Origin of the sequence: Spirillospora sp. NPDC052242 (assembly GCF_040679555.1) — a bacterium.
Lineage (GTDB): Bacteria > Actinomycetota > Actinomycetes > Streptosporangiales > Streptosporangiaceae > Spirillospora.
This window is the reverse complement of record NZ_JBFAUZ010000034.1, coordinates 23,296-41,363: the sequence shown is the minus strand read 5'-3', so window position 1 is coordinate 41,363 and position 18,068 is coordinate 23,296. Positions and strand designations below refer to the sequence as shown.

Sequence of the window (18,068 nt, the reverse complement as noted above, 5' to 3'; positions counted from 1 at the left end):
AACCTGGTCGCCCGAAATCTGATCGCCCCGATCGGCTCTCCGGGGACGCCTTTCAGGCGGTTTCTCGTGCTCGGATGGTGACCTGCTGTGACGATGGGGTCGTGGAAGCCGGGGTGACCCGACAGATCCGCAACATCGTCTCCACCCGTGAACCGAGGTGATCGATCATGTCTTCGTCGCCGTCTCTGGAAGCCGAGCCCGCGCCGCTGCGCTGGCGGCGCTCGTTCCCCGGCGGTCCCGAACAGGCCCGCGCGGTCCGGCGGTTCGTCGGCTGCCTGCTGGCCGGCTGCCCTTACCTGGACGACGTCCTGCTCGCCGCCGACGAACTCGTCGTCAACGCGCTCCGGCACACCCGGTCCGGGGAGTGCGGCGGCCGGTTCGCCGTCGAGCTGGTGCACGCGCGGGACGGTGTCCGCGTGGCGGTCACCGATCAGGGCGGGCCGGGCGAGCCGGTATGCCGGAAGGCCGGGGACCTGGACGAGTCCGGGCGCGGCCTGCACACCATCGCCCTCCTCGCCGCGAGCTGGGGCTGGCACGGCGACGACCGGGGCCGCACGGTGTCGGCGCTGTTCGCGGGGGAGTGGTCGGCGTGAGGCGTCCGGCGGCCTGGACCCACGACCAGGTCCATCAGCGGGTCCGCTCCGCGATGTCGGCGGCGATGCGCGCGGACGACCGGGCGATCGACGGGTTCGTCGCCGAGCTGGGCGAGGCGCGCCTCGACCCGCACACCCGGGAGTTCGTCCGGGAGGCGCGGCGGCTCGCGCTGGCCTGCACGGCCGCGCTGACCTGCGTCCTGTCGGCGCACCGGCCCGGGAGCGACCCGAGCGGCGCGCCGATCTGCCGGGGGTGCGGGACGGCCGAGTGCCGGACGCTGCACGGGGTGGCCGACGTCCTGGCCGCCTACGCCGTCCGTCCGGCGCCCGTCGACCGGGCGGAGGCGTGGCGGCGGGCGGACGCCTGCCTGGGCGGGCGCCCGGTCCCGGTGTCGGTCGAGGAGTTCCGGGACGGCTTCATCGTGCGGCCCGCCGAGATCGCGGCCGACGACCTCAGCCCCGTGCTGATCGTGGACCGTGACACGGGCGCGCTGAGCCGGTGGCCCGCGATGCCGTCCGACCTGCTCGCCCGCGAGTACGGGCGCCGCCGGACGCCGGGCTGAGCGCGCCCGCCTGGCCGGACGCCACGCCCGTCGCCGACACGGTGGTCGTGCGCGGTGGTCGGCGGGTCAGAGGGGGCGTTCGGCGAGGACCTTGCGCAGCTTCTCCTGCGCCCGCGCCGCCTCCCGCGCCCGGTAGGCGATCGGCATGTACCGGAGCCGTTCGGGCAGCAGCGGCGTGCCGCGGCCGATGACCGCCCCGACGGCGCGCAGGCGGCGCTCGTCCGCGGCCGTCCAGGAGAGGCCGAGCTTGGCGCGGGCGGCGGGCGGCAGCGTGCCGACCGTGACGAGCCGGCCGAGCCTGCCCCCGACGAGGCTCAGCGGCGCCACCACCGGCCGCAGCCGCGCCGGGACGTTCGGGGGGACCTTGTCCATGCTGTCCAGGACTTCGAGCGCGACCCGGTGCGGGACGAGCGTGTTCTCGACCATGTCGTCGAAGTAGTCCCAGTAGTCGGCGATCGTCGCCGGGAACATCCGCTCGGGCACCCGCAGGATGCGGCCGAGGTCGAGGAACTCCTCGTAGACCTGCTTCTGCTCCTCGTCGCTCATCGGCTCCGGCGCGAAGTAGCGGGACGCGGTGACCGCGGCGTAGAAGCCGGTCAGGTGCACCCACGCCCACGGCTCCGCGGACAGCGCGTGGTGCCGGTTCCCGTCCTCGTCGACCGCGCTGAGCGGCTTGTGCATCTCCCGGAGGCGGCGGCCCTCGTCGATGGCCTCCTGCCCGCCGTAGACCCAGGTCTGCACCGACGCGAAGCTGCGCATGGCGCGTCCGACCGGGTCGGTGCGGAAGCTCGACAGGCGGTCCACCACGGTGCCGATCGCCGGATGCATGGACTGCAGGATGAAGACGCTGTTGCCGGCCACCGCCGAGCTGTACAGGCCCATCGTGTCCCACAGGATCGAGCCCGGCCCGAAGGGGACCGGTTCCCGGACGTTCTCCCGGGCCGGGACGATCTGCCCGGTCGCCGTCTGCCCGGTCGCCGTCTGCCCGGTCGTCATCTCCTCGGTCGTCATCTCCTCGTCATTCCTTCCGCGCACAGGGGGCTACGGGATAAGTTGAACGCGAATAAGCAGTCGCTTACAAGTCGCGTTCGCTGTGAGGTGCCGCATGAGCCGCCCACCTGGACTGACGCCCCGCAGAATCCCCCGGCAGGACCGCTCGCGCCGCACGGTCGAGGCGATCCTGGACGCCGCCACTCGCGTTCTCGCCGAGCGCGGGTACGACGGCGCGTCCACCAACCGCATCGCCGCGGCCGCGGGGATCAGCAACGGATCGCTCTACCAGTACTTCCCGAACAAGGACGCCATCATGGTCGCGGTGGTCGACCGGTTCGCCGACCACCTCACCGAGCGGCTCGGCGCCCAGATCGACGCCACGATGACCGAGCCGTGGCCGGTCGCCGGCCGCGCCCTCCTGGACGTCCAGATCCGGCTCTTCGAGGAGCACGCCGACCTGCTGCGCATCATCGTCGAGCAGATCCCGCGGCTCGGCCCGTTCGACAAGCTCGCGGGGCTGCAGCGGCGGCTGACCGACCTGGTCCGCGTCCAGCTGCTGCTGAACCGGGCCGACTTCCGCGAGGACCTGGACGTCGACACGACGCTGTGGATGCTGACCGAGATCGTCGGCTCGGTCTCGGTGCGGTACGTGCTCGACCGTCCGGCCGTCCCGCACGAGCGCATGGTGGACGAGCTCGCCGACCTGGTCATCGGCTACCTGCGGGGCTGACCGCGGCCGGGGCGGACTTGGCCTCCCCTTTGCGGTCTTTTGGGGCTTTGGTACCGTCATGCCCACATTGGCGCCCGGAGGGGCGCCCGGATCATCGATCAGTGTCCGCGTCACCCGGCACGCGTGCGTGCGGGTGGCGGCGGCGACGCCGAGTCCGCGTCCGCGCGGAGCCGGGGAACCAGCGCGATCGACGCCCGGACCGGCCGGTCCGCGTCGCTTCGCAGGGGTGAATCGACGCCTCGCCACGAGGCGTCGTAGGGCGTCTTCCATGCCCGAATCCGTCAGCTAACCCGGTAGGCGGCATGGAAGGAGCAGTCGTGACAGGTCGGCACGTCATCAAGACCAAATTCTCCGCCCCGCTGGCCGGGATGGCCCTCGCGGGCATCTTCGCCGGATCCCTCGGGCTGGCGTCCGCGGGCGGCGGCGAGGACCCCGGCGGCGGACCGCGAGCCGCGGCGCTCTCGGCGAACCACGCCGCGCCGTCGGCGGCTCCCAAGGAGCGCGAGAGCGGACCCCCGAAGCTCCCGGCCGACTGCAAGCCGGAGGAGGCCGCCGAGCTCGAGTACGACAACGGCCGCATCCCGGACGAGGAGCTGTGCCCGCTTCCGCAGGAGGACGAGTCGCTCCGGGCCGACGCGGCCGCGGCGTTCTACAAGCTGAACGCCGCCTACCACGAGCGGTTCGGCGAGGAGATGTGCGTCCGCAGCTCCTACCGGAGCTACGAGCGGCAGGAAGAGCTGTACGAGAGCATGCCCGCGGGCATGGCGGCGGCCCCCGGCAACAGCAAGCACGGCCTCGGCATCGCCGCCGACCTGTGCGGCGGCGTCGAGGAAGAGGGCACGCCGCAGTTCGAGTGGCTGGAGGACAACGCCGAGGACTACGGCTGGATCCACCCGGACTGGGCCTACAGCAACCCGTACGAGCCCTGGCACTGGGAGTTCGACGTCGGCCAGGACGACTGACGTCCCCCCGGCGCCCCGGCGGGCTCCGAACGTCCGGGGGCGGGCGGCCCCTCCGCTCGTCCCCGGGCGCCACGGGTCGGCGTCGCGGTCGGCGTTGCGCCCCGCCCCGACCGGTGCAAGAATCCGATTCGTGTGAGCGAGAATCAAGTTTCCGGCCGGTCGGACGACGTCGCGAGCCGCATCGCCCGGCGCACCCTGGCCAAGCGGGGCGAGGTCTACGCCGGGGAGGTGCGCCGCCTCCTCGACGCCGCGCTCGAGGTGATGCGGGAGCGCGGCACCGCGTCGCGCCCGCGCGTCGCCGACATCGTGGGCGCCGCGGGACTGTCCAACGAGGCGTTCTACCGGCACTTCCGCTCGAAGGACGCGCTGGTCGCCGCGCTGCTCGAGGACGGGACCGAACGCCTGCACGGCTACGTCGCGCACCAGATGGCCAAGGAGCCGACCCCGCAGGGGCAGGTGCGCGCCTGGGTCGGCGGGGTGTTCACCCAGGCCCGGGAGGAGATCGCCGCCACGACCCGCGCGGTCCTGTGGAACGCCGGGGCGCTCAGCGAACTGGCCGGGTCCAAGCCGCCCGTCGCCAGCGGCCGCCTCGCCGAACTGCTGCCCGGGCCGTTCCGCGAACTGGGCAGCGTCGACCCCCTCCTGGACGCCTCGCTCGCCGCGCACGCGACCTTCGGCCTGCTGGCGGACTACGTGTGGGGCGGCACCGAGCCCACGGACGGCGACGTGGAGCGCGTCACGGCGTTCTGCCTCCGCGCGATCACACCGGCGGACACCGGAGCGGAGGACGGGAACGCCCGCCCGCGGGAACGGTGAGGCCCGGGCCCCGCTACGGTCGGGTCACCTCTCGGGCTTGCGGGCGACCCCGCAGGCTCCCAGGTTCTCGATCTCGTCGCCGGGCTCCTTCTCGGCCGGGTCCAGTTCGGGGCGCCAGCGGAACGGGTCGACCAGGCCGGGCTCCAGCAGCTCGAAATCGGCGAACAGCGCGGTGATCTCGTCCCGGTCCCGCAGCGTCCCCAGGCCCATCGTGCCCTGGTACGCGGCCGCGACGTCCTGGAGAGCCGGGAGCACGTGGCTGATCGTGAGGAAGCTGCCCGGGACGAGCCGGTCGCGGAGGCGGGCCAGCAGCTCGGCGGGCTTGGGGTCGGGCAGGAAGTGGAACAGGGCCAGCGCGCTCACCGCGACCGGCTCGCCGAAGTCGAGCGTCCGGGCCGCCTCCTGCAGGATGCGGTCGATGTCGACGACGTCGGAGTCGATGTAGGCGGTCGCGCCCTCGGGACGGCTGGTCAGCAGCGCGCGGGCGTGGGCGAGCACGATCGGGTCGTTGTCGACGTACACCACGCGGGACTCGGGGGCCACGCCCTGCGCGACCTCGTGCAGGTTGGGCGAGGTCGGCAGTCCGGTGCCGAGGTCGAGGAACTGGCGGACGCCGTGCTCGCCCGCGAGCACGGCGACGGAGCGGGCCAGGAACCTGCGGTTGGCGAGCGCCAGCGGCCGCAGCTGCGGGCAGATCTTCAGCACCTGCCCGCCGAACGCGCGGTCGGCCGCGAAGTGGTCTTTGCCGCCGAGGTAGAAGTCGTAGACCCGGGCCGGGTGCGGCTCGTCGGTGCGCAGGTCCGCCGGGGGGTTCTCGGTCATGGAGGTCGCTTCCTAGCGGGGAGCCGGTGTGATCATTTACTTGCAGCGTAGCGGCGAACCGGCCCTTTGGACCTGTTCGGACGAAACTCGTCCGCGACCGCCCGCGTACCACTGCACCGGCGAGCGCGCGGCCGCCCCGATGTTCATGATCCGCTCCGCAGGGTAGCCCCGGGGCATGACCGCACGGACGATCCGGAGCGCCGCCGCGCTCCTGGCGATCGTCCTGCCGGCGGCCGGCTGCGCGGCGGCAGACGAGGAGGACGACGTCGCGCGTACCGCCGTCGGCATGGTGCGGGCCGCGCAGACCGGCGACGGCCGGGCGGCGTGCGCCGCGCTCGTCCCGCGGGCGGTCGACGGCCTGGAGACGGCCGGCGCCCGGTGCGACCGGCAGATCGTGCGGCTGGGCCTGTCGGGGAACGAGGCCGGCGCGGTCGAGGTCTGGGGCGACCGGGCGCGGGCGCGCGTCGGGTCCGGCTGGGTGTTCCTCACCCGGTGGGGATCCGGCTGGAAGGTGACGGCCGCCGGGTGCGAGCCGCGTTCGGGACGCCCGTTCGACTGCGAGTTCGAGGCGTGAGGGGAGGCGGGCCGTGCGGACGATGTTCGCGGTGACGCTGCTGGTGATCGGGGGCGGGCTCGCCTACCTGGCCGTGATCGGGCTGCTGCACCGATGAGCGCCCCGGCGTCGGAGCGGGGCGAGGCCGGGCACCGGCACGGCCGGTTCGCCGGGTTCGTCTACGACAACGGCCTGTCGCTGTTCTTCTTCCTGGCGCTGGCGCTGGCGCTCCTCGGCCAGATCTTCGCCGGGGCGGCGCTCTACAACGAGCAGCGCGTCGCCGAGGGCGGCGAGCCGGTGTCGCTCCTGGACTACGTGACCGGATCGTCGTTCGCGGTGGACGTCGCGGAGAACTGGCAGTCCGAGTACCTGCAGTTCTTCCTCTACATCTTCGTCACGGTGTGGCTGCTGCAACGCGGCTCGCCGGAGTCGAAGGAGCCGGGGAAGGCCGGCACCGAGTCGGAGGAGGAGCAGCACATCGGGGAGCACGCCCGCGCCGACTCGCCGCGCTGGGCGGCGGCGCGCGGCGTCCGCGGCGTCCTCTTCTCCCGCTCGCTGGGCCTGGTGATGGGCACGATCTTCCTGCTGTCGTGGCTGGTGCAGTCGATCACCGGGCGAGCCGCCTACAACTCCGACCAGCTGGGCTCGTACGAGGACACGGTCTCGTGGACCGAGTACGTGACGGGCGCCGACTTCTGGTCCCGGACGCTGCAGAACTGGCAGTCGGAGTTCCTCGCCGTCGGATCGATGGCGGTGCTGGCGATCTTCCTGCGGCAGCGCGGGTCGCCCGAGTCCAAACCCGTCGGGGCGTCCCACGGCGACACGGGCGTCGAGGGCTGACCGGACACGGACCCGCCACCGTCCCGCCGTCCGTGGTGCTTTCCGTGGCCGGCACGGAGGCGTCCCGCACGCCCGCCGGGAGATGCTGTGGCCACGCCGAACGACCGGCCCCGCCGGCCCCCGACTCCAGGAGTGACCATGACCAGTCCGTCCAGCGTCCCGTTCCGCTCCCGCGCCGAGCGCCGCCGCGACACCGAGCACCGCCTGGCCCACGACGTCGACGTGTGGGTGGCCAGCGCGTCGGCGGACGGCCTGCCGTACCTGGTGCCGCTGTCGTTCGACTGGGACGGGGAGCGGCTCACGCTCGCCACCCCGCGGGACAGCCGGACGGGCCGGAACCTGGCCGCGTCGCGCACCGTCCGGCTGGGCCTCGGGCCCACCCGCGACGTGACCGTGATCGACGGCGAGGTCGAGGTCCTCGAGATCGACGCCCTGCCGAAGGAGCGGGCCGACCGGTTCGCCGAGACCACCGGGTTCGACCCGCGCGCGCAGTCCGCGCCGTACCGCTGGTTCCGCGTCACCCCGCGGCGCGTCCAGGCCTGGCGCGAGGAGAACGAGCTGCGCGACCGCGAGCTGATGCGCGACGGCCGCTGGCTCGCGTGATCCGCCGTCCCGGGTAACGTGATCTTCACGGTTCACGGTCGAAGGATGGGTGCTGTGGAGATCTCCGGCGTCGGTGTGTGGAGCCAGCAGTTGCGGTACGGCGACCGCGGCGAGGCGGCGGAGGCCGCGGCGGAACTCGAGGAGCTCGGGTACGCCGCGCTGTGGATCCCGGACATCGGCGGGCCGCTCTTCGACGCGGTCGGCGAGCTCCTCGCGGCGACCTCCCGGACGGTCGTCGCGACCGGCATCCTGAACCTGTGGATGCACGAGCCGGCGGACGCCGCCGCCGCGCACGCGTCGCTGACCGCCGCGCACGGCGACCGCTTCCTGATGGGCATCGGGGTGAGCCACGCCCCGCTGGTGGACGCGAACGAGGCCGGCCGGTACCGCAGGCCGCTCGCCGCGATGGCGTCCTTCCTCGACGGGCTCGACCGGGCGGAGCCGCCGGTGCCCGCCGCGAGCCGGGTGCTCGCCGCGCTCGGCCCCAAGATGCAGGAGACGGCGAAGGAGCGGAGCCGCGGGGTGCACCCGTACCTCGTCCCGCCGGAGCACACCCGCCGGACCCGCGAGGCGCTCGGCGACGGCCCGCTCGTCCTCCCGGAGCAGACCGCGATCCTGTGCGGGACGCGCGACGAGGCGCGGGCGATCGGGACCGACTGGCTGCGCGCCTACCTGGCGCTGCCGAACTATGCCAACAACCTGCTGCGCTCCGGGTTCACGACCGAGGACGTGGAGTCGGTGAGCGACCGCCTGTTCGACGCCCTGATCGCGTGGGGCGACGAGGAGGCGATCGGGCGCCGGGTGGACGAGCACCGGGCCGCCGGCGCCGACCACGTCTGCGTGCAGGTCCTCACCGCCGACCAGAGCGCCTTCCCGCGCGACGAGTGGCGCCGCCTCGCGCCCGCGCTGCTGCCCGCCTGACGGGCGCCGGAACGGACGGCGATCAGGACGACGCCTGGTCGCTGTCCTTCAGCCTGCCCCAGCCGTGCCAGCGGTCCACCCGGATCCACGCGTTGAACCGCGCGCGCGTCCGGTCGGGGTAGGGGTCCCCGGTGTAGTGCCGGGAGAGGCGGTCGATGTCCCGCAGGTCCACATCCTCGTGGACCTCGGTGACGTGACCGATGAGCGTGACGTGGGTGTACCAGTCCTCGCCGTCCAGGACGGTGAGGGAGACCCGCGGGTCGCGCCGGATGTGCCCGAGACGCACCCTGCCCTCGTCCATGTTGACGAGCGCCCGGTCGTCCTCCCACAGGTACCAGGTCGGCGCGGACACCGGCGCGCCGTCCGAGCGCAGGGTCGTGATGACGCACGGGTTGGGCCTGGCGAGCAGTGCGCCGGCCTCCCGCGGCAGCGGCGGCTTGGACATGCGGACTCCCGTTCTCCGGATGCGCTGGGCTCGTAGCCCCTACCCTCCGTGATCGCGCCGACACCTGCGGGCGTCCCGCCCGCGCGAGTGCCCGTTCGGGCCGCGCGTCCGCGCCCGTTCCCTTCCGCCTGACCCGCCGACCGGATATCGGCCAGGCCGAATCATCCCCGCCCTAGAGGCCGGAATTTCACCTTCGCTCCATCGCGCGAGACCCCCACGCCTCGTTAATGGTCAGACATTTCCCGTTTTGCGCATCGATGTTTGTCCATAACGGACTTAGGAGACGCTGCGGCTGAATCCCCCCGTCGAGAGGTCTCCCGTGAAAAGACTCCCCGCCGTGGCCGCAGCGTCGGCCGCCGCCGCAGCCGTCCTCGTCGCCGCCGGACCGTCCGCCTCGGCGGCCCCGCCGCCGCCCCCGGGCGAGGCCACCGCCCGCAGCCACCTCGCGTCCCTCACCGTCCGTGCCGAAGGCTCGATGAGCGGCTACGACCGCGAGAAGTTCCCGCACTGGATCGACCAGGGCGGCGGCTGCAACACCCGCGAGACCGTCCTCGAGCGGGACGGGCAGAACGTCACGGTCGGCTCGGACTGCTACCCGACGAGCGGCTCCTGGTACAGCCCCTACGACGGCGCCACGTGGCGGCAGCCGTCCGACATCGACATCGACCACATGGTGGCGCTCGCCGAGGCGTGGCGTTCCGGGGCGTCGAGCTGGACGACGTCCCGCCGCCAGGCGTTCGCCAACGACCTGGGCAGCTCGCAGCTGTGGGCGGTCACCGACAACGTCAACCAGTCCAAGGGCGACCAGGACCCGGCCGAGTGGACGCCGCCCCGCGCGGCCTTCCACTGCATGTACGCCCGGTCGTGGATCGACGTGAAGTGGCGGTACGGCCTCACCGTCGACTCGGCGGAGCGCAACGCCCTCGCCGGCCTGCTGGACAAGTGCTGACCGCGCACCGGTGACACGGCCCCGGGACCCCGCTCACCGGGGTTCCGGGGCCGTGAACGCGGACGGCCGGTTCACCCGGTGTCGAAGAGGTTGGGCCGTCCGGCGCGGAACCGCCGGGCGTCGATCTCCTTCAGGCCGTCCAGTTCGGGCGGCCGGTAGAGCCGCCACGTCGGGACGCGCCCGGAGGGGGAGCCCGCCGCGTCCAGCAGGGCGTTGACGGCGGCGCGCCCGGACTCGTTCGCGCCCTCCATCGTCGCCAGGTCGATGTTCGTGCGGACGTAGTCGCCGGCCATGAACAGGTTCGGGATCGCGGTCCGGGCCTCCGGCCGGTGCTCCCAGCTGCCCACGGTGTTCACCATCAGCGGCTCGTCGTTGACGTTGCCGCCCGCCGGCGGGTGCCAGGCGATCGCCGGGTCGAGGACCCAGGAGTGCAGCATGCCGTCGGGCAGGACGGACCGGCCGGTGTCCTCCAGATGGTCCTTCATCTGCGCCCAGCACTCCTCGGCGATCTGCGCCCGCGTGCATTTCTTGGCGGGTTTCCCGTACAGCATTCCCGGCGTGTCCCAGTCGGATATGTCCAGGGAGAGGCAGTCGGCGACCTCGCCGTCGCCGTAGTCGCGGGCGAAGTCGCGATCCCAGATCCGGCTCTGCAGGACGGCGGTGATCTGCCAGGGCGAATCCATGAAGTTGATCTCCTGGCCGATGCCTTCGGGGGTGCTCCGCAGGAAGAACTGCAGCCCGTTCATCCATTCGGTGCGCAGTTCGCGCAGCGACGCCAGCCCCGGGGCGAGGGCGAGGACGGCGGGGGAGAGCAGCGCGCGGGCCCGCTCGACCGGCACCGCGCAGACGAACCAGTCCGCCGCCGCGCTCCGGCGGCGGCCCGCCGCGTCCACCAGCCGCACCGACCGGATCCGGCCGCCGCCGGTCTCCAGCGCCTCGACGGACTGCCCGACCGCGAAACGCACGCCGCGTCCGCGCAGGTACCGCACCCACGGGTCGATCCACGCCTCGTTGGTCGGCGCGTTCAGCATGCGGGCCAGGCCGCCGTCCGCGCCGAGGCCGAGGCCCGACAGCAGGAACGCCTCGCCCATGGCGCCGACCGTCCGGGTGCTGGCGATCCGCTCCTTGACGGCCACCAGCCCGCGCGTCAGGAACCGCGCCACGATCGTGCGGTAGTCCGCGGACGCGCCCTCCGCGCGCACGTACTCCCACCACGGGACGTGCTCCCACTCGCCGAACCGCCGCTCGTCGCTGCTGGTCAGGTAGACGATGAAGCGGTTGACGAACAGGGCCAGCTCGGACGGGGGGACGGCGGCGGCCTGCTCGACGAGGCCGGTGACGGTCTCCCGCAGCACCTCCGGGTCGAGGCCGCCGGGCGCGGCCGGTTCGGGCACCGTGATGTCGGACCGGCCGCCGTTGCGGGCGATCCGCGCCGAGGTGAGCGGCAGCAGGTTGTCGTGGACGCCGTTCGCGTTGCCGGGGAACGGGATGCGCCGCATCGTGTCCGGCACGTTCCGGTAGAAGCCGGGGAAGAACCGGAACCCGTGCTCGCCCGGCAGGTCGCGGCGGCCGTCCGCGCCGGTCCCCCGGACGGGGATGCTCCGCGACTTGCCGCCGAGGGCCTTGCGCTCGAAGACGGTGACGGCGAAGCCGCGTTCGGCGAGCTCGTGGGCGGCGGCCAGCCCGGCCATGCCGCCGCCGAGCACGGCGACCGTCCGGCCGCCCCGCCCGGCCGCCGCGCGGGCGGCCGTCCCGGGCAGCAGGACGCCCGCGCCGGCGGCGGCCGAGCCGGCGAGGACCCGGCGCCGCGAGACGGCGGCGGCGGACGGTGGGGGAACGGTTCCGGCGGGACGCCCGTGCGGCCTGCTCATGGCGATCTCTCCTCGGGGTTCGGGGGGGCGGGCACGTCCGGTCGGGGACACGGTCAGGACTGCGGCAGCCGGGCCTTCAGGGTGCGGATGTGCTCGATCAGGCCGAGCGAGCCGGGGACGGTGCGGCCGAGCGACTCGGGCAGCGCGAGCAGCCCGAACTCGAGGATGAACGGGTCCACCACGTGGAAGCTCGTGCGGATGCCCGGCCGCGCGCCCCGCAGCCCCTCCGGCGTCGCGAGCAGCGAGGACGGGCACGACAGCGTGGTCGTGTCCGGGTAGCTGAACAGCCCGGACGTCCGCCAGTCCGACAGCTTGATCGTCGCCATGCAGCCGTAGGTCTCGCGGGCCGTGACCCGTCCCACCACGCCCTGCCAGGTCCCGTCGCCCTTCACCACGCCGCCGAGCAGCGTCGCCGAGCCGTCCGGTTCGTGGGAGACGCCCCACTCCCACCCCGAGTAGCGCTGGTCGAGGACGTTGAACCGGCCCCAGTTGTGGTCGTGGTAGCCGCGCCATCCGGTCACGTCGATGCGGGACGACGTCTCGGGCGGCCGGAGCCAGCCGCGCACCCGGCTCGTCGCGACGGGCGACGTCCAGTACATCGTCTGGCCGTCGTAGCGGATCGGCCCGCCCGTCACGCCCGGCAGCGCGTCGTCGAACCAGATATCCGCCTCGGCGAACAGGCCGTGCCACCGCAGGTGGTAGGCGCCGCGGCGGGCGTCCCACCGCAGGCTTCCCGCGCTGCTCTCGACGACGGGCCCGTCCGTCGCGGTCACCTTCGCGACCGGATCCGGCAGGACCGTCTTCGGTCCCTCCTCTGGGTACCAGAAGATCAGCGCGGCCGGGACGGGCTCGGTGAACAGCATCGCGATGAACGTGCGGTGCGTCGCGGGGTCGATCACGTGGACGTACCACCACTCGGTGGTGGAGCCGGGGTGCGGGCCGTCGTCGGACGGCTCGGCGAGCTTGCCGGGCACCTGCGTGAGGTCGGAGCGCGCGATGTCGGTGCGCGGGATCCAGGATCCGGCCTCCGCCGGCGCCGGCGCGGACCGGGCGGCGGCCGGGCCGGCGGTGAACGGGACGAGCGCGGCGGCGGCGAGCGCGATCGCCGCGGCGGCGCGGCGGGCGGTGGAGCGACGTACCACGTTGAGCCTCCTCGGCTGAGCCCCCCGTGACGTCCGGCCCCCTGCGGCGAGCCGTGGACCGAGTGTGATTCGGTGCCGGGTCGCTGTCAACCAGTGTGTCGACACACTGTCCGACCGTGGCCTCGGCCGGGGGCGGCCGCCGCCGGTACCCTGCCGTCATGGCCTCCACCACCCAGCCGCGCAGGAAGGTCCGGGAGCGGCGCGAGGACGTCCGGCGCCGGGTGCTGCGGACGACCGCGGAGATGATGGCCGACGGCACGCCCTACACCGAGCTGCCGGTGCAGCGCATCGCCGAGCGCGCGCGGGTCGCGCGGTCCACCTTCTACCTGCACTTCCCGGACAAGAGCCGGCTGCTGATCGCGCTCGCCGAGGAGGCGGTCGAGGCGCTGTTCGGCGAGGCCGTCACCTGGTGGCGGGCGGACCACGCCGACGGCGTCGACGGCGTCGCCCACGCCATGCGGCAGATGATCGCCGCGTACCGCGAGCACCGCCGCGTCCTGCGCGCCCTGGCCGAGGTAGCCGGCTACGACCCCGACGTCGCCGACTTCTGGCGCGACCGGATGGGCCGCTTCACCGAGGTCGTCCAGGCGCGCCTCGACGCCGAACTGCGCGCCGGGACCGTCGACCCGGAGCTGGACGCCCCCACCACGGCGCGGGTGCTGATCTGGACGGTGGAGCGGACGATCTCGGCGCACTGCCACCACGACGAGGGCGCGGGCGACGAGCGGATCGCCCGCACGCTCGCCCGCACCATCTGGCTGACGGTCTACGGCGTACCGCCCGCACCGCCCGCGCGCGGCGACTGACGCCCGCCCGCGCGCGCGAAGCGCCGCGCCATCGCGTGGAACGCCGCCTTCGGCTCCCAGTGCCAGTTCCCGGGCCGCTCCGGCGACTCCCAGATCGGCTTCACGAGGGAGTAACTGGCGAGGTCGATGTCGTAGCGGCGCTGCGGCCAGTGGGGCGAGTCCGGGGCCACGAAGTTGTAGATCGTCGCCGAGTACAGGCCCATCGACTCGAAGGCGTCGAACACGTCCCCCAGGTAGGCGGCCTGCGCCCGCTCGCTGCGCCGCACGTCGGCGGTGATCTCCGGCCGCGGCTTCTCGTAGTCGACGATGTCCCAGCCCATCCCGCCGTGCTCGGGAGCGCCCTCGAAGGTGCAGGTGCCGCACTCGGAGATCGCGACCGGCTTGCCGAACCGCCGGTACTTGCGCAGGTCGCGCACGTGACCGGCGCGTCCCGGGCGGTAGCCGTAGTAGTTGACGGAGACGATGTCGAACAGGCCCCAGTCGACGTCCGCGTCCGCCTCGTCGCTCGCGGCCCCGTAGGTGAGCGCGCCGCCGAACACCGACCTGCCGGTGGCCGCGGCGCGCGCGATGAACTCCCGCAGCCGCCGGGCGGCCTCCCGCGGATCGTAGTGGCCCTTGGAGATGTTCTCGATGCGCTCCAGGACGTCGGCGCCCGGCACGATCCCCGGCACGAACAGGATGAACTCGCAGCCCACGCTGAGATGGACGCGCGCTCCCTGGCTCCGCATCCGCTCGGCCGCCCGTCCGGTCTCCGCGAGGTGGTCGAGGATCTCCCCGTGCGGCCGGTCCGCCAGGCGGGGCTGGAGCCAGACGTGCAGCCCCCGGTCGGCGGCCTCCTCGGCGGTGGCCGTGAGCCGCCGGACGCCGTCGCCGAACACCGCCACCGTGCTCGCGTGCAGTTCCCCGGCGATGGCGCGCAGGTCCGCGCGCATCCGCGCGGCGTCCCACCCCGTCTCCGGCGTTCCGCCGTCCTCGACGGCGTAGCACACCCCGCGATGCCGCAGCCCGCGCCGTCCGCCGGACGGCGCCTCCCCGTTACCCGCGAGCGCGACCCCCGCCCGTCCCGTCACCGCCGCGGCCCCGAGCGCGCCCGCGCCCGCCAGGAACCGCCTCCTGCCTGCGTGTTCGTTGCCCATGAGCGACAGTCTCGGCTCCGGCGGCCCGGCGCATCGTCTGCCATCCGTCTAGGGCGCGGCGACCGAAGTATGCGCCGCGACCCACTTTGGTGGCGCACGGCGCGAGCACGACGCACCCCGACGACCGGCCGGTGCGGAGCCCTCGCGACGGAGGGCATTCCGGACGAACCGGAGAAGGAACCCGCGGCCCGCTGTTCACCGGCGACATCGGCACCGAATACCCGATCAACGGCTGGACGATCGAAGGGCCGATCGACCGGATCGCCTCGGCGGCGGGCGAGGGGTGGATCGCCGCGATCGGACTCGCGTCGGAGGCCGACTTCCTGGCGCGGTTCGACGGGACCGCCTTCCAGAAGGTCGACCTGCCGTCCGGTCTCCAACTCGAAGCGGTCGGCACGGGGACGGCGGGAACCTGGATCGCCGGCTACTCCGGACCGGACGAGACCCGCGGCCTGTTCCGGCGCACCGGCGGCACATGGACTCCCGTCGATCTCCCCGACGGGATGACCGGCATCCGGGACTTGGCGGCGGCGCCGGACGGAAGCGGCATGTGGGCGGTCGGCGGCGGGTCCTCCGCTCCCTTGGCCGTGGCCCGCTTCGACGGGACGTCCTGGAAGAGCCTCCCGACGCCCCCGGGTCTCGGCAGTTTCGGGAGGGTCGTCCCGGTGACGGAGGACGAGGTCTGGGCCACGACCGCATGGGTCGCCGTCCACTGGGACGGCACCGACTGGACCGCCGCCCCCTTCCCCGACGAGTACCCCCACGGCTTCCTCGAGGACCTCGCCGTCGACGCGTCCGGCACGGTCTGGGCGACGGACGGCGGCGAGACCCTCCACCGGTACAAGGACGGGGAGTGGACGGCGGTGAACTTCGGCTCCTACGGGACCTTTCTCAACGCCATCACCGCAGTCCCCGGGACGAACACGATGTGGCTCGTCGGCGAGGGGACCGACGCCCTCGCGTACACCACCCCCTGACACCGGCCGGAGCACTGGACGACGCGCAGGTCCCCTTCTGCTGGCCGCGCCACCGTGCGGGGGTGCTCGGGGTGGGGTGACGGGTCAGTGGGGGGCTTCTGTGTTGTGGAGGGCGGTGAAGCCGCCGTATCGGCCTCGGTAGAAGACCAGCGGATCGGTGTCCGTGGCGCCCATGTGGTGGACCTCCGCCACGATGATGTCGTGGTCTCCCGCGGGATGCCGGGACGTGACGGCGCACTCCACCCAGGCGATCGCTCCGTCGAGGATCGGCGCTCCGGACGGCGACGCCGTCCAGTCGAGCCCGCGGAACTTCTCCGGGCCGCTCTTGGCCAGCCGCCGGGAGAGGTCGACCTGCCGCTCGGCCAGGACGTTGACGCAGAGCCTTCCGGCGTGGCGGAGGCGCGGCCAGGTGAGGCTGGTGTGCGCGACGCAGAACAGGACCAGGGGCGGGTCGAGCGACACCGACGCGAACGAGTTCACCGCCAGGCCGGCCGGCGTTCCGTCGGTGATCCCGGTGACCGCGGTCACCCCGGTCGCGAAGCGGCCGAGCACGTCCCGGAATTCGTCCGGGTCGGTGCGCCCGCCCTGCGTTCCGACAGTATGCACAGGCATGCCCTTCCCTTTCACCGACGGGGGCCCATCGTCGACGCCGCGGCTAAAGCCGGTCTAATATTGTGAGGGATGTCACCGCTAAGTAGGTGATCTGTGGCGAAATAGGTAATTTCTCTGACGTTTCGTGCTGGACCGTCTGCGAATCTGGAGTCTCCGTTCCGGCCATGCCGGCCATGCCGGGTGCCCTGCTCCCACTACGGAGGCATCGTGAGATACGAGGTTCTGGGATCACTCCGTGTGATCAAGGACGACGAGAGTTTGACGGTGTCCGCGCGGAAGATGGAGATCGTGCTCGCCACGCTCCTCACCCGTGCGGAGCAGGTGGTGTCGATCGAGCAGCTGGTCACCGAGCTGTGGGGCGGCAGCCCGCCGCGGCGCGCGACCGCGGCCCTCTACGTGTACGTGTCGCAGCTGCGCAAGCTGCTGACCGGCTCGACGGGCCGGACCGGCCCCATCTCGACGAGGGCCCCGGGCTACATGCTGCGCACCGGTGCGGACGAACTCGACCTGCACGTGTTCCAGCGGTTGATGGGCGAAGGACGGGCCGCGCTGCGTTCGGGCGATCACCCGCGGGCCGGGCGGGCGCTCGAAACGGCGCTGGGGCTGTGGCGCGGGCCGGCGTTGAGCGAGCTCCGCGAGGGGCCGATCATCAATGGATTCGCGATCTGGCTGGAAGAGATGCGCCTCGAATGCAACGAGTTGCTGGTGGAGGCGAATCTGGCGCTCGGCCGCCATCGCGAAATGATCAGTGTGCTGCGCCGGATGATCGCCGACCATCCGCTGCACGAGGCTTTCTACCGGCAGCTCATGACCGCGCTGTGCCGCGCGGAACGGCGGGCGGACGCCCTGGTCGTCTATCAGAACGCCAGGGCGACGCTGAATCGCGAACTGGGATTGGAACCCGGAAGGCAACTCCGCGAGATGCAGCACTCCATTCTGGTCTCGGCGGACGCGTTCGACACGATGGCGGCGGTATGAACGACCTCTGGCTGCGTCGCTACAGTCCCGCCCCGGAAGCCCCGGTCCGGCTGGTCTGCTTTCCGCACGCGGGGAGTTCCGCGAGCTACTACCACTGGACGGCGGGGCGGCTCGCCCCCGCCGTCGACGTCCTCGCGGTGCAGTATCCGGGACGGCAGGACCGAAGGCACGAGCCCCCGATCGAGGACGTCCTGGTGCTGGCGGGACACGTCTACGAAGAACTCCTGGGACTGGAGACGCCGGACGGGACGGCCCTGGCCCTCTTCGGCCACAGCATGGGCGCGACGGTGGCCTACGAGGTCGCCCGCCTGCTGGAGCACAAGGCGGGGATCCGGCTGCGCAGGCTGTTCGTGTCCGGCCGCCGGGCCCCGTCCCGGACCCGTACGGAACGGGTGCGGCTCGGGGACGACGAGCAGGTCGCGGCCGAACTGATGAGGCTGAGCGGCACCGATGCGCGGCTGCTGGCGGACCCGGAGCTGCGGGAGCTGTTCCTGCCCGTGGTCCGCGCCGACTACGCCGCGATCGAGACGTACCGGCGTCCGCCCGGTCCCGACCCGACCTGCCCGCTCACGGTGCTCGTGGGCGACGCCGACCCCCTCACCACGGTCGAGGAGGCGCGGGCGTGGGACGCGCACACGCCCGGCGGCGCGCAGGTGCGGGTCTTCCCGGGCGGGCACTTCTTCCTCGACGACCACCGCGAGGAGATCGCCCGGGTGATCGAGCAGGGCGTGCTTTAGGGACGCCTAAGCGGGACGG

Annotated in this window: 21 protein-coding genes and 1 riboswitch; of the genes, 14 read left to right on the top strand and 7 right to left on the bottom strand. The window is 73.1% G+C overall.

Annotated elements, in window-relative coordinates:
- Window positions 1-167: 167 nt before the first annotated feature.
- Both AB0L25_RS26190 and AB0L25_RS26185 read left to right on the top strand, forming a co-directional pair.
- Window positions 168-593 carry an ATP-binding protein gene (locus tag AB0L25_RS26190; RefSeq protein ID WP_500175329.1) on the top strand — a complete coding sequence of 142 codons (426 nt, stop codon included), beginning with the start codon at window positions 168-170 and terminating at the stop codon, window positions 591-593.
- Complete coding sequence (locus tag AB0L25_RS26185) at window positions 590-1,156, top strand: SUKH-4 family immunity protein (RefSeq protein ID WP_500175328.1); 567 nt, start codon at window positions 590-592, stop codon at window positions 1,154-1,156. The genes AB0L25_RS26190 and AB0L25_RS26185 overlap by 4 nt, the downstream gene beginning before the upstream one ends.
- 66 nt (window positions 1,157-1,222) lie before the next feature.
- Here the strand turns inward: AB0L25_RS26185 and AB0L25_RS26180 are convergent, their stop codons facing one another.
- Window positions 1,223-2,167 (bottom strand): oxygenase MpaB family protein, encoded by a 945-nt coding sequence (locus AB0L25_RS26180; RefSeq protein WP_500175327.1) that lies wholly within the window; start codon window positions 2,165-2,167, stop codon window positions 1,223-1,225.
- Between the two features lie 94 nt (window positions 2,168-2,261).
- Here AB0L25_RS26180 and AB0L25_RS26175 point away from each other — a divergent pair, with 94 nt between their 5' ends.
- The 3 genes from AB0L25_RS26175 to AB0L25_RS26165 all read left to right on the top strand — a co-directional run bounded on the left by AB0L25_RS26175 (window position 2,262) and on the right by AB0L25_RS26165 (window position 4,657).
- Entirely contained in the window at window positions 2,262-2,879 is a 618-nt protein-coding gene (locus tag AB0L25_RS26175) for a TetR/AcrR family transcriptional regulator (RefSeq protein ID WP_500175326.1), read from the top strand.
- A gap of 136 nt (window positions 2,880-3,015) precedes the next feature.
- A riboswitch (cyclic di-AMP (ydaO/yuaA leader) is annotated at window positions 3,016-3,193 on the top strand.
- A gap of 3 nt (window positions 3,194-3,196) precedes the next feature.
- Entirely contained in the window at window positions 3,197-3,841 is a 645-nt protein-coding gene (locus tag AB0L25_RS26170) for a M15 family metallopeptidase (RefSeq protein ID WP_500175325.1), read from the top strand.
- A 132-nt stretch (window positions 3,842-3,973) separates the two neighbouring features.
- Complete coding sequence (locus tag AB0L25_RS26165) at window positions 3,974-4,657, top strand: TetR/AcrR family transcriptional regulator (RefSeq protein WP_500175324.1); 684 nt, start codon at window positions 3,974-3,976, stop codon at window positions 4,655-4,657.
- 24 nt (window positions 4,658-4,681) lie between these two features.
- Here AB0L25_RS26165 and AB0L25_RS26160 read toward each other — a convergent pair whose 3' ends face one another.
- Entirely contained in the window at window positions 4,682-5,479 is a 798-nt protein-coding gene (locus tag AB0L25_RS26160; RefSeq protein WP_500175323.1) for an SAM-dependent methyltransferase, read from the bottom strand.
- A 175-nt stretch (window positions 5,480-5,654) separates the two neighbouring features.
- On the opposite strand from AB0L25_RS26160, the gene AB0L25_RS26155 reads away from it, so the two are divergent.
- From AB0L25_RS26155 to AB0L25_RS26140, 4 genes are all read left to right on the top strand, one after another.
- A complete protein-coding gene (locus AB0L25_RS26155) occupies window positions 5,655-6,053 on the top strand; it encodes a hypothetical protein (protein WP_500175322.1) in 399 nt (132 codons plus the stop codon).
- 93 nt (window positions 6,054-6,146) lie between these two features.
- Entirely contained in the window at window positions 6,147-6,872 is a 726-nt protein-coding gene (locus tag AB0L25_RS26150; RefSeq protein WP_500175321.1) for a DUF6766 family protein, read from the top strand.
- A gap of 138 nt (window positions 6,873-7,010) precedes the next feature.
- Entirely contained in the window at window positions 7,011-7,475 is a 465-nt protein-coding gene (locus tag AB0L25_RS26145) for a pyridoxamine 5'-phosphate oxidase family protein (protein WP_500175320.1), read from the top strand.
- 45 nt (window positions 7,476-7,520) lie between these two features.
- Window positions 7,521-8,396: an LLM class F420-dependent oxidoreductase gene (locus AB0L25_RS26140; RefSeq protein WP_500175319.1), complete on the top strand. Its 876-nt coding sequence runs from the start codon at window positions 7,521-7,523 to the stop codon at window positions 8,394-8,396.
- A gap of 22 nt (window positions 8,397-8,418) precedes the next feature.
- On the opposite strand, the gene AB0L25_RS26135 is transcribed toward AB0L25_RS26140, so the two are convergent.
- Entirely contained in the window at window positions 8,419-8,841 is a 423-nt protein-coding gene (locus tag AB0L25_RS26135; protein WP_500175318.1) for a PPOX class F420-dependent oxidoreductase, read from the bottom strand.
- Window positions 8,842-9,178: 337 nt separating this feature from the next.
- Between AB0L25_RS26135 and AB0L25_RS26130 the strand changes: the two genes are divergently transcribed.
- Window positions 9,179-9,790 (top strand): HNH endonuclease family protein, encoded by a 612-nt coding sequence (locus AB0L25_RS26130; RefSeq protein WP_500175317.1) that lies wholly within the window; start codon window positions 9,179-9,181, stop codon window positions 9,788-9,790.
- 71 nt (window positions 9,791-9,861) lie between these two features.
- On the opposite strand, the gene AB0L25_RS26125 is transcribed toward AB0L25_RS26130, so the two are convergent.
- Window positions 9,862-11,661, bottom strand: coding sequence for a hydroxysqualene dehydroxylase (locus tag AB0L25_RS26125; protein ID WP_500175316.1), 1,800 nt, complete (start codon window positions 11,659-11,661; stop codon window positions 9,862-9,864).
- A 53-nt stretch (window positions 11,662-11,714) separates the two neighbouring features.
- On the bottom strand, window positions 11,715-12,803 hold the full coding sequence (locus AB0L25_RS26120) for a hypothetical protein (protein WP_500175315.1): 1,089 nt from the start codon (window positions 12,801-12,803) through the stop codon (window positions 11,715-11,717).
- Window positions 12,804-12,961: 158 nt separating this feature from the next.
- Between AB0L25_RS26120 and AB0L25_RS26115 the strand changes: the two genes are divergently transcribed.
- Window positions 12,962-13,609, top strand: coding sequence for a TetR/AcrR family transcriptional regulator (locus tag AB0L25_RS26115; protein WP_500175314.1), 648 nt, complete (start codon window positions 12,962-12,964; stop codon window positions 13,607-13,609).
- On the opposite strand, the gene AB0L25_RS26110 is transcribed toward AB0L25_RS26115, so the two are convergent.
- On the bottom strand, window positions 13,570-14,745 hold the full coding sequence (locus tag AB0L25_RS26110; RefSeq protein ID WP_500175313.1) for a glycoside hydrolase family 113 protein: 1,176 nt from the start codon (window positions 14,743-14,745) through the stop codon (window positions 13,570-13,572). The genes AB0L25_RS26115 and AB0L25_RS26110 overlap by 40 nt on opposite strands.
- A gap of 131 nt (window positions 14,746-14,876) precedes the next feature.
- Between AB0L25_RS26110 and AB0L25_RS26105 the strand changes: the two genes are divergently transcribed.
- Entirely contained in the window at window positions 14,877-15,722 is an 846-nt protein-coding gene (locus AB0L25_RS26105; protein ID WP_500175312.1) for a WD40/YVTN/BNR-like repeat-containing protein, read from the top strand.
- Window positions 15,723-15,806: 84 nt separating this feature from the next.
- Here the strand turns inward: AB0L25_RS26105 and AB0L25_RS26100 are convergent, their stop codons facing one another.
- On the bottom strand, window positions 15,807-16,334 hold the full coding sequence (locus tag AB0L25_RS26100) for a flavin reductase family protein (protein ID WP_500175311.1): 528 nt from the start codon (window positions 16,332-16,334) through the stop codon (window positions 15,807-15,809).
- A 237-nt stretch (window positions 16,335-16,571) separates the two neighbouring features.
- Between AB0L25_RS26100 and AB0L25_RS26095 the strand changes: the two genes are divergently transcribed.
- Window positions 16,572-17,312, top strand: coding sequence for an AfsR/SARP family transcriptional regulator (locus AB0L25_RS26095; protein WP_500175310.1), 741 nt, complete (start codon window positions 16,572-16,574; stop codon window positions 17,310-17,312).
- Window positions 17,309-18,049 carry a thioesterase II family protein gene (locus AB0L25_RS26090; RefSeq protein WP_500175309.1) on the top strand — a complete coding sequence of 247 codons (741 nt, stop codon included), beginning with the start codon at window positions 17,309-17,311 and terminating at the stop codon, window positions 18,047-18,049. Before AB0L25_RS26095 ends, AB0L25_RS26090 begins: the two co-directional genes overlap by 4 nt.
- Window positions 18,050-18,068: the final 19 nt, after the last annotated feature.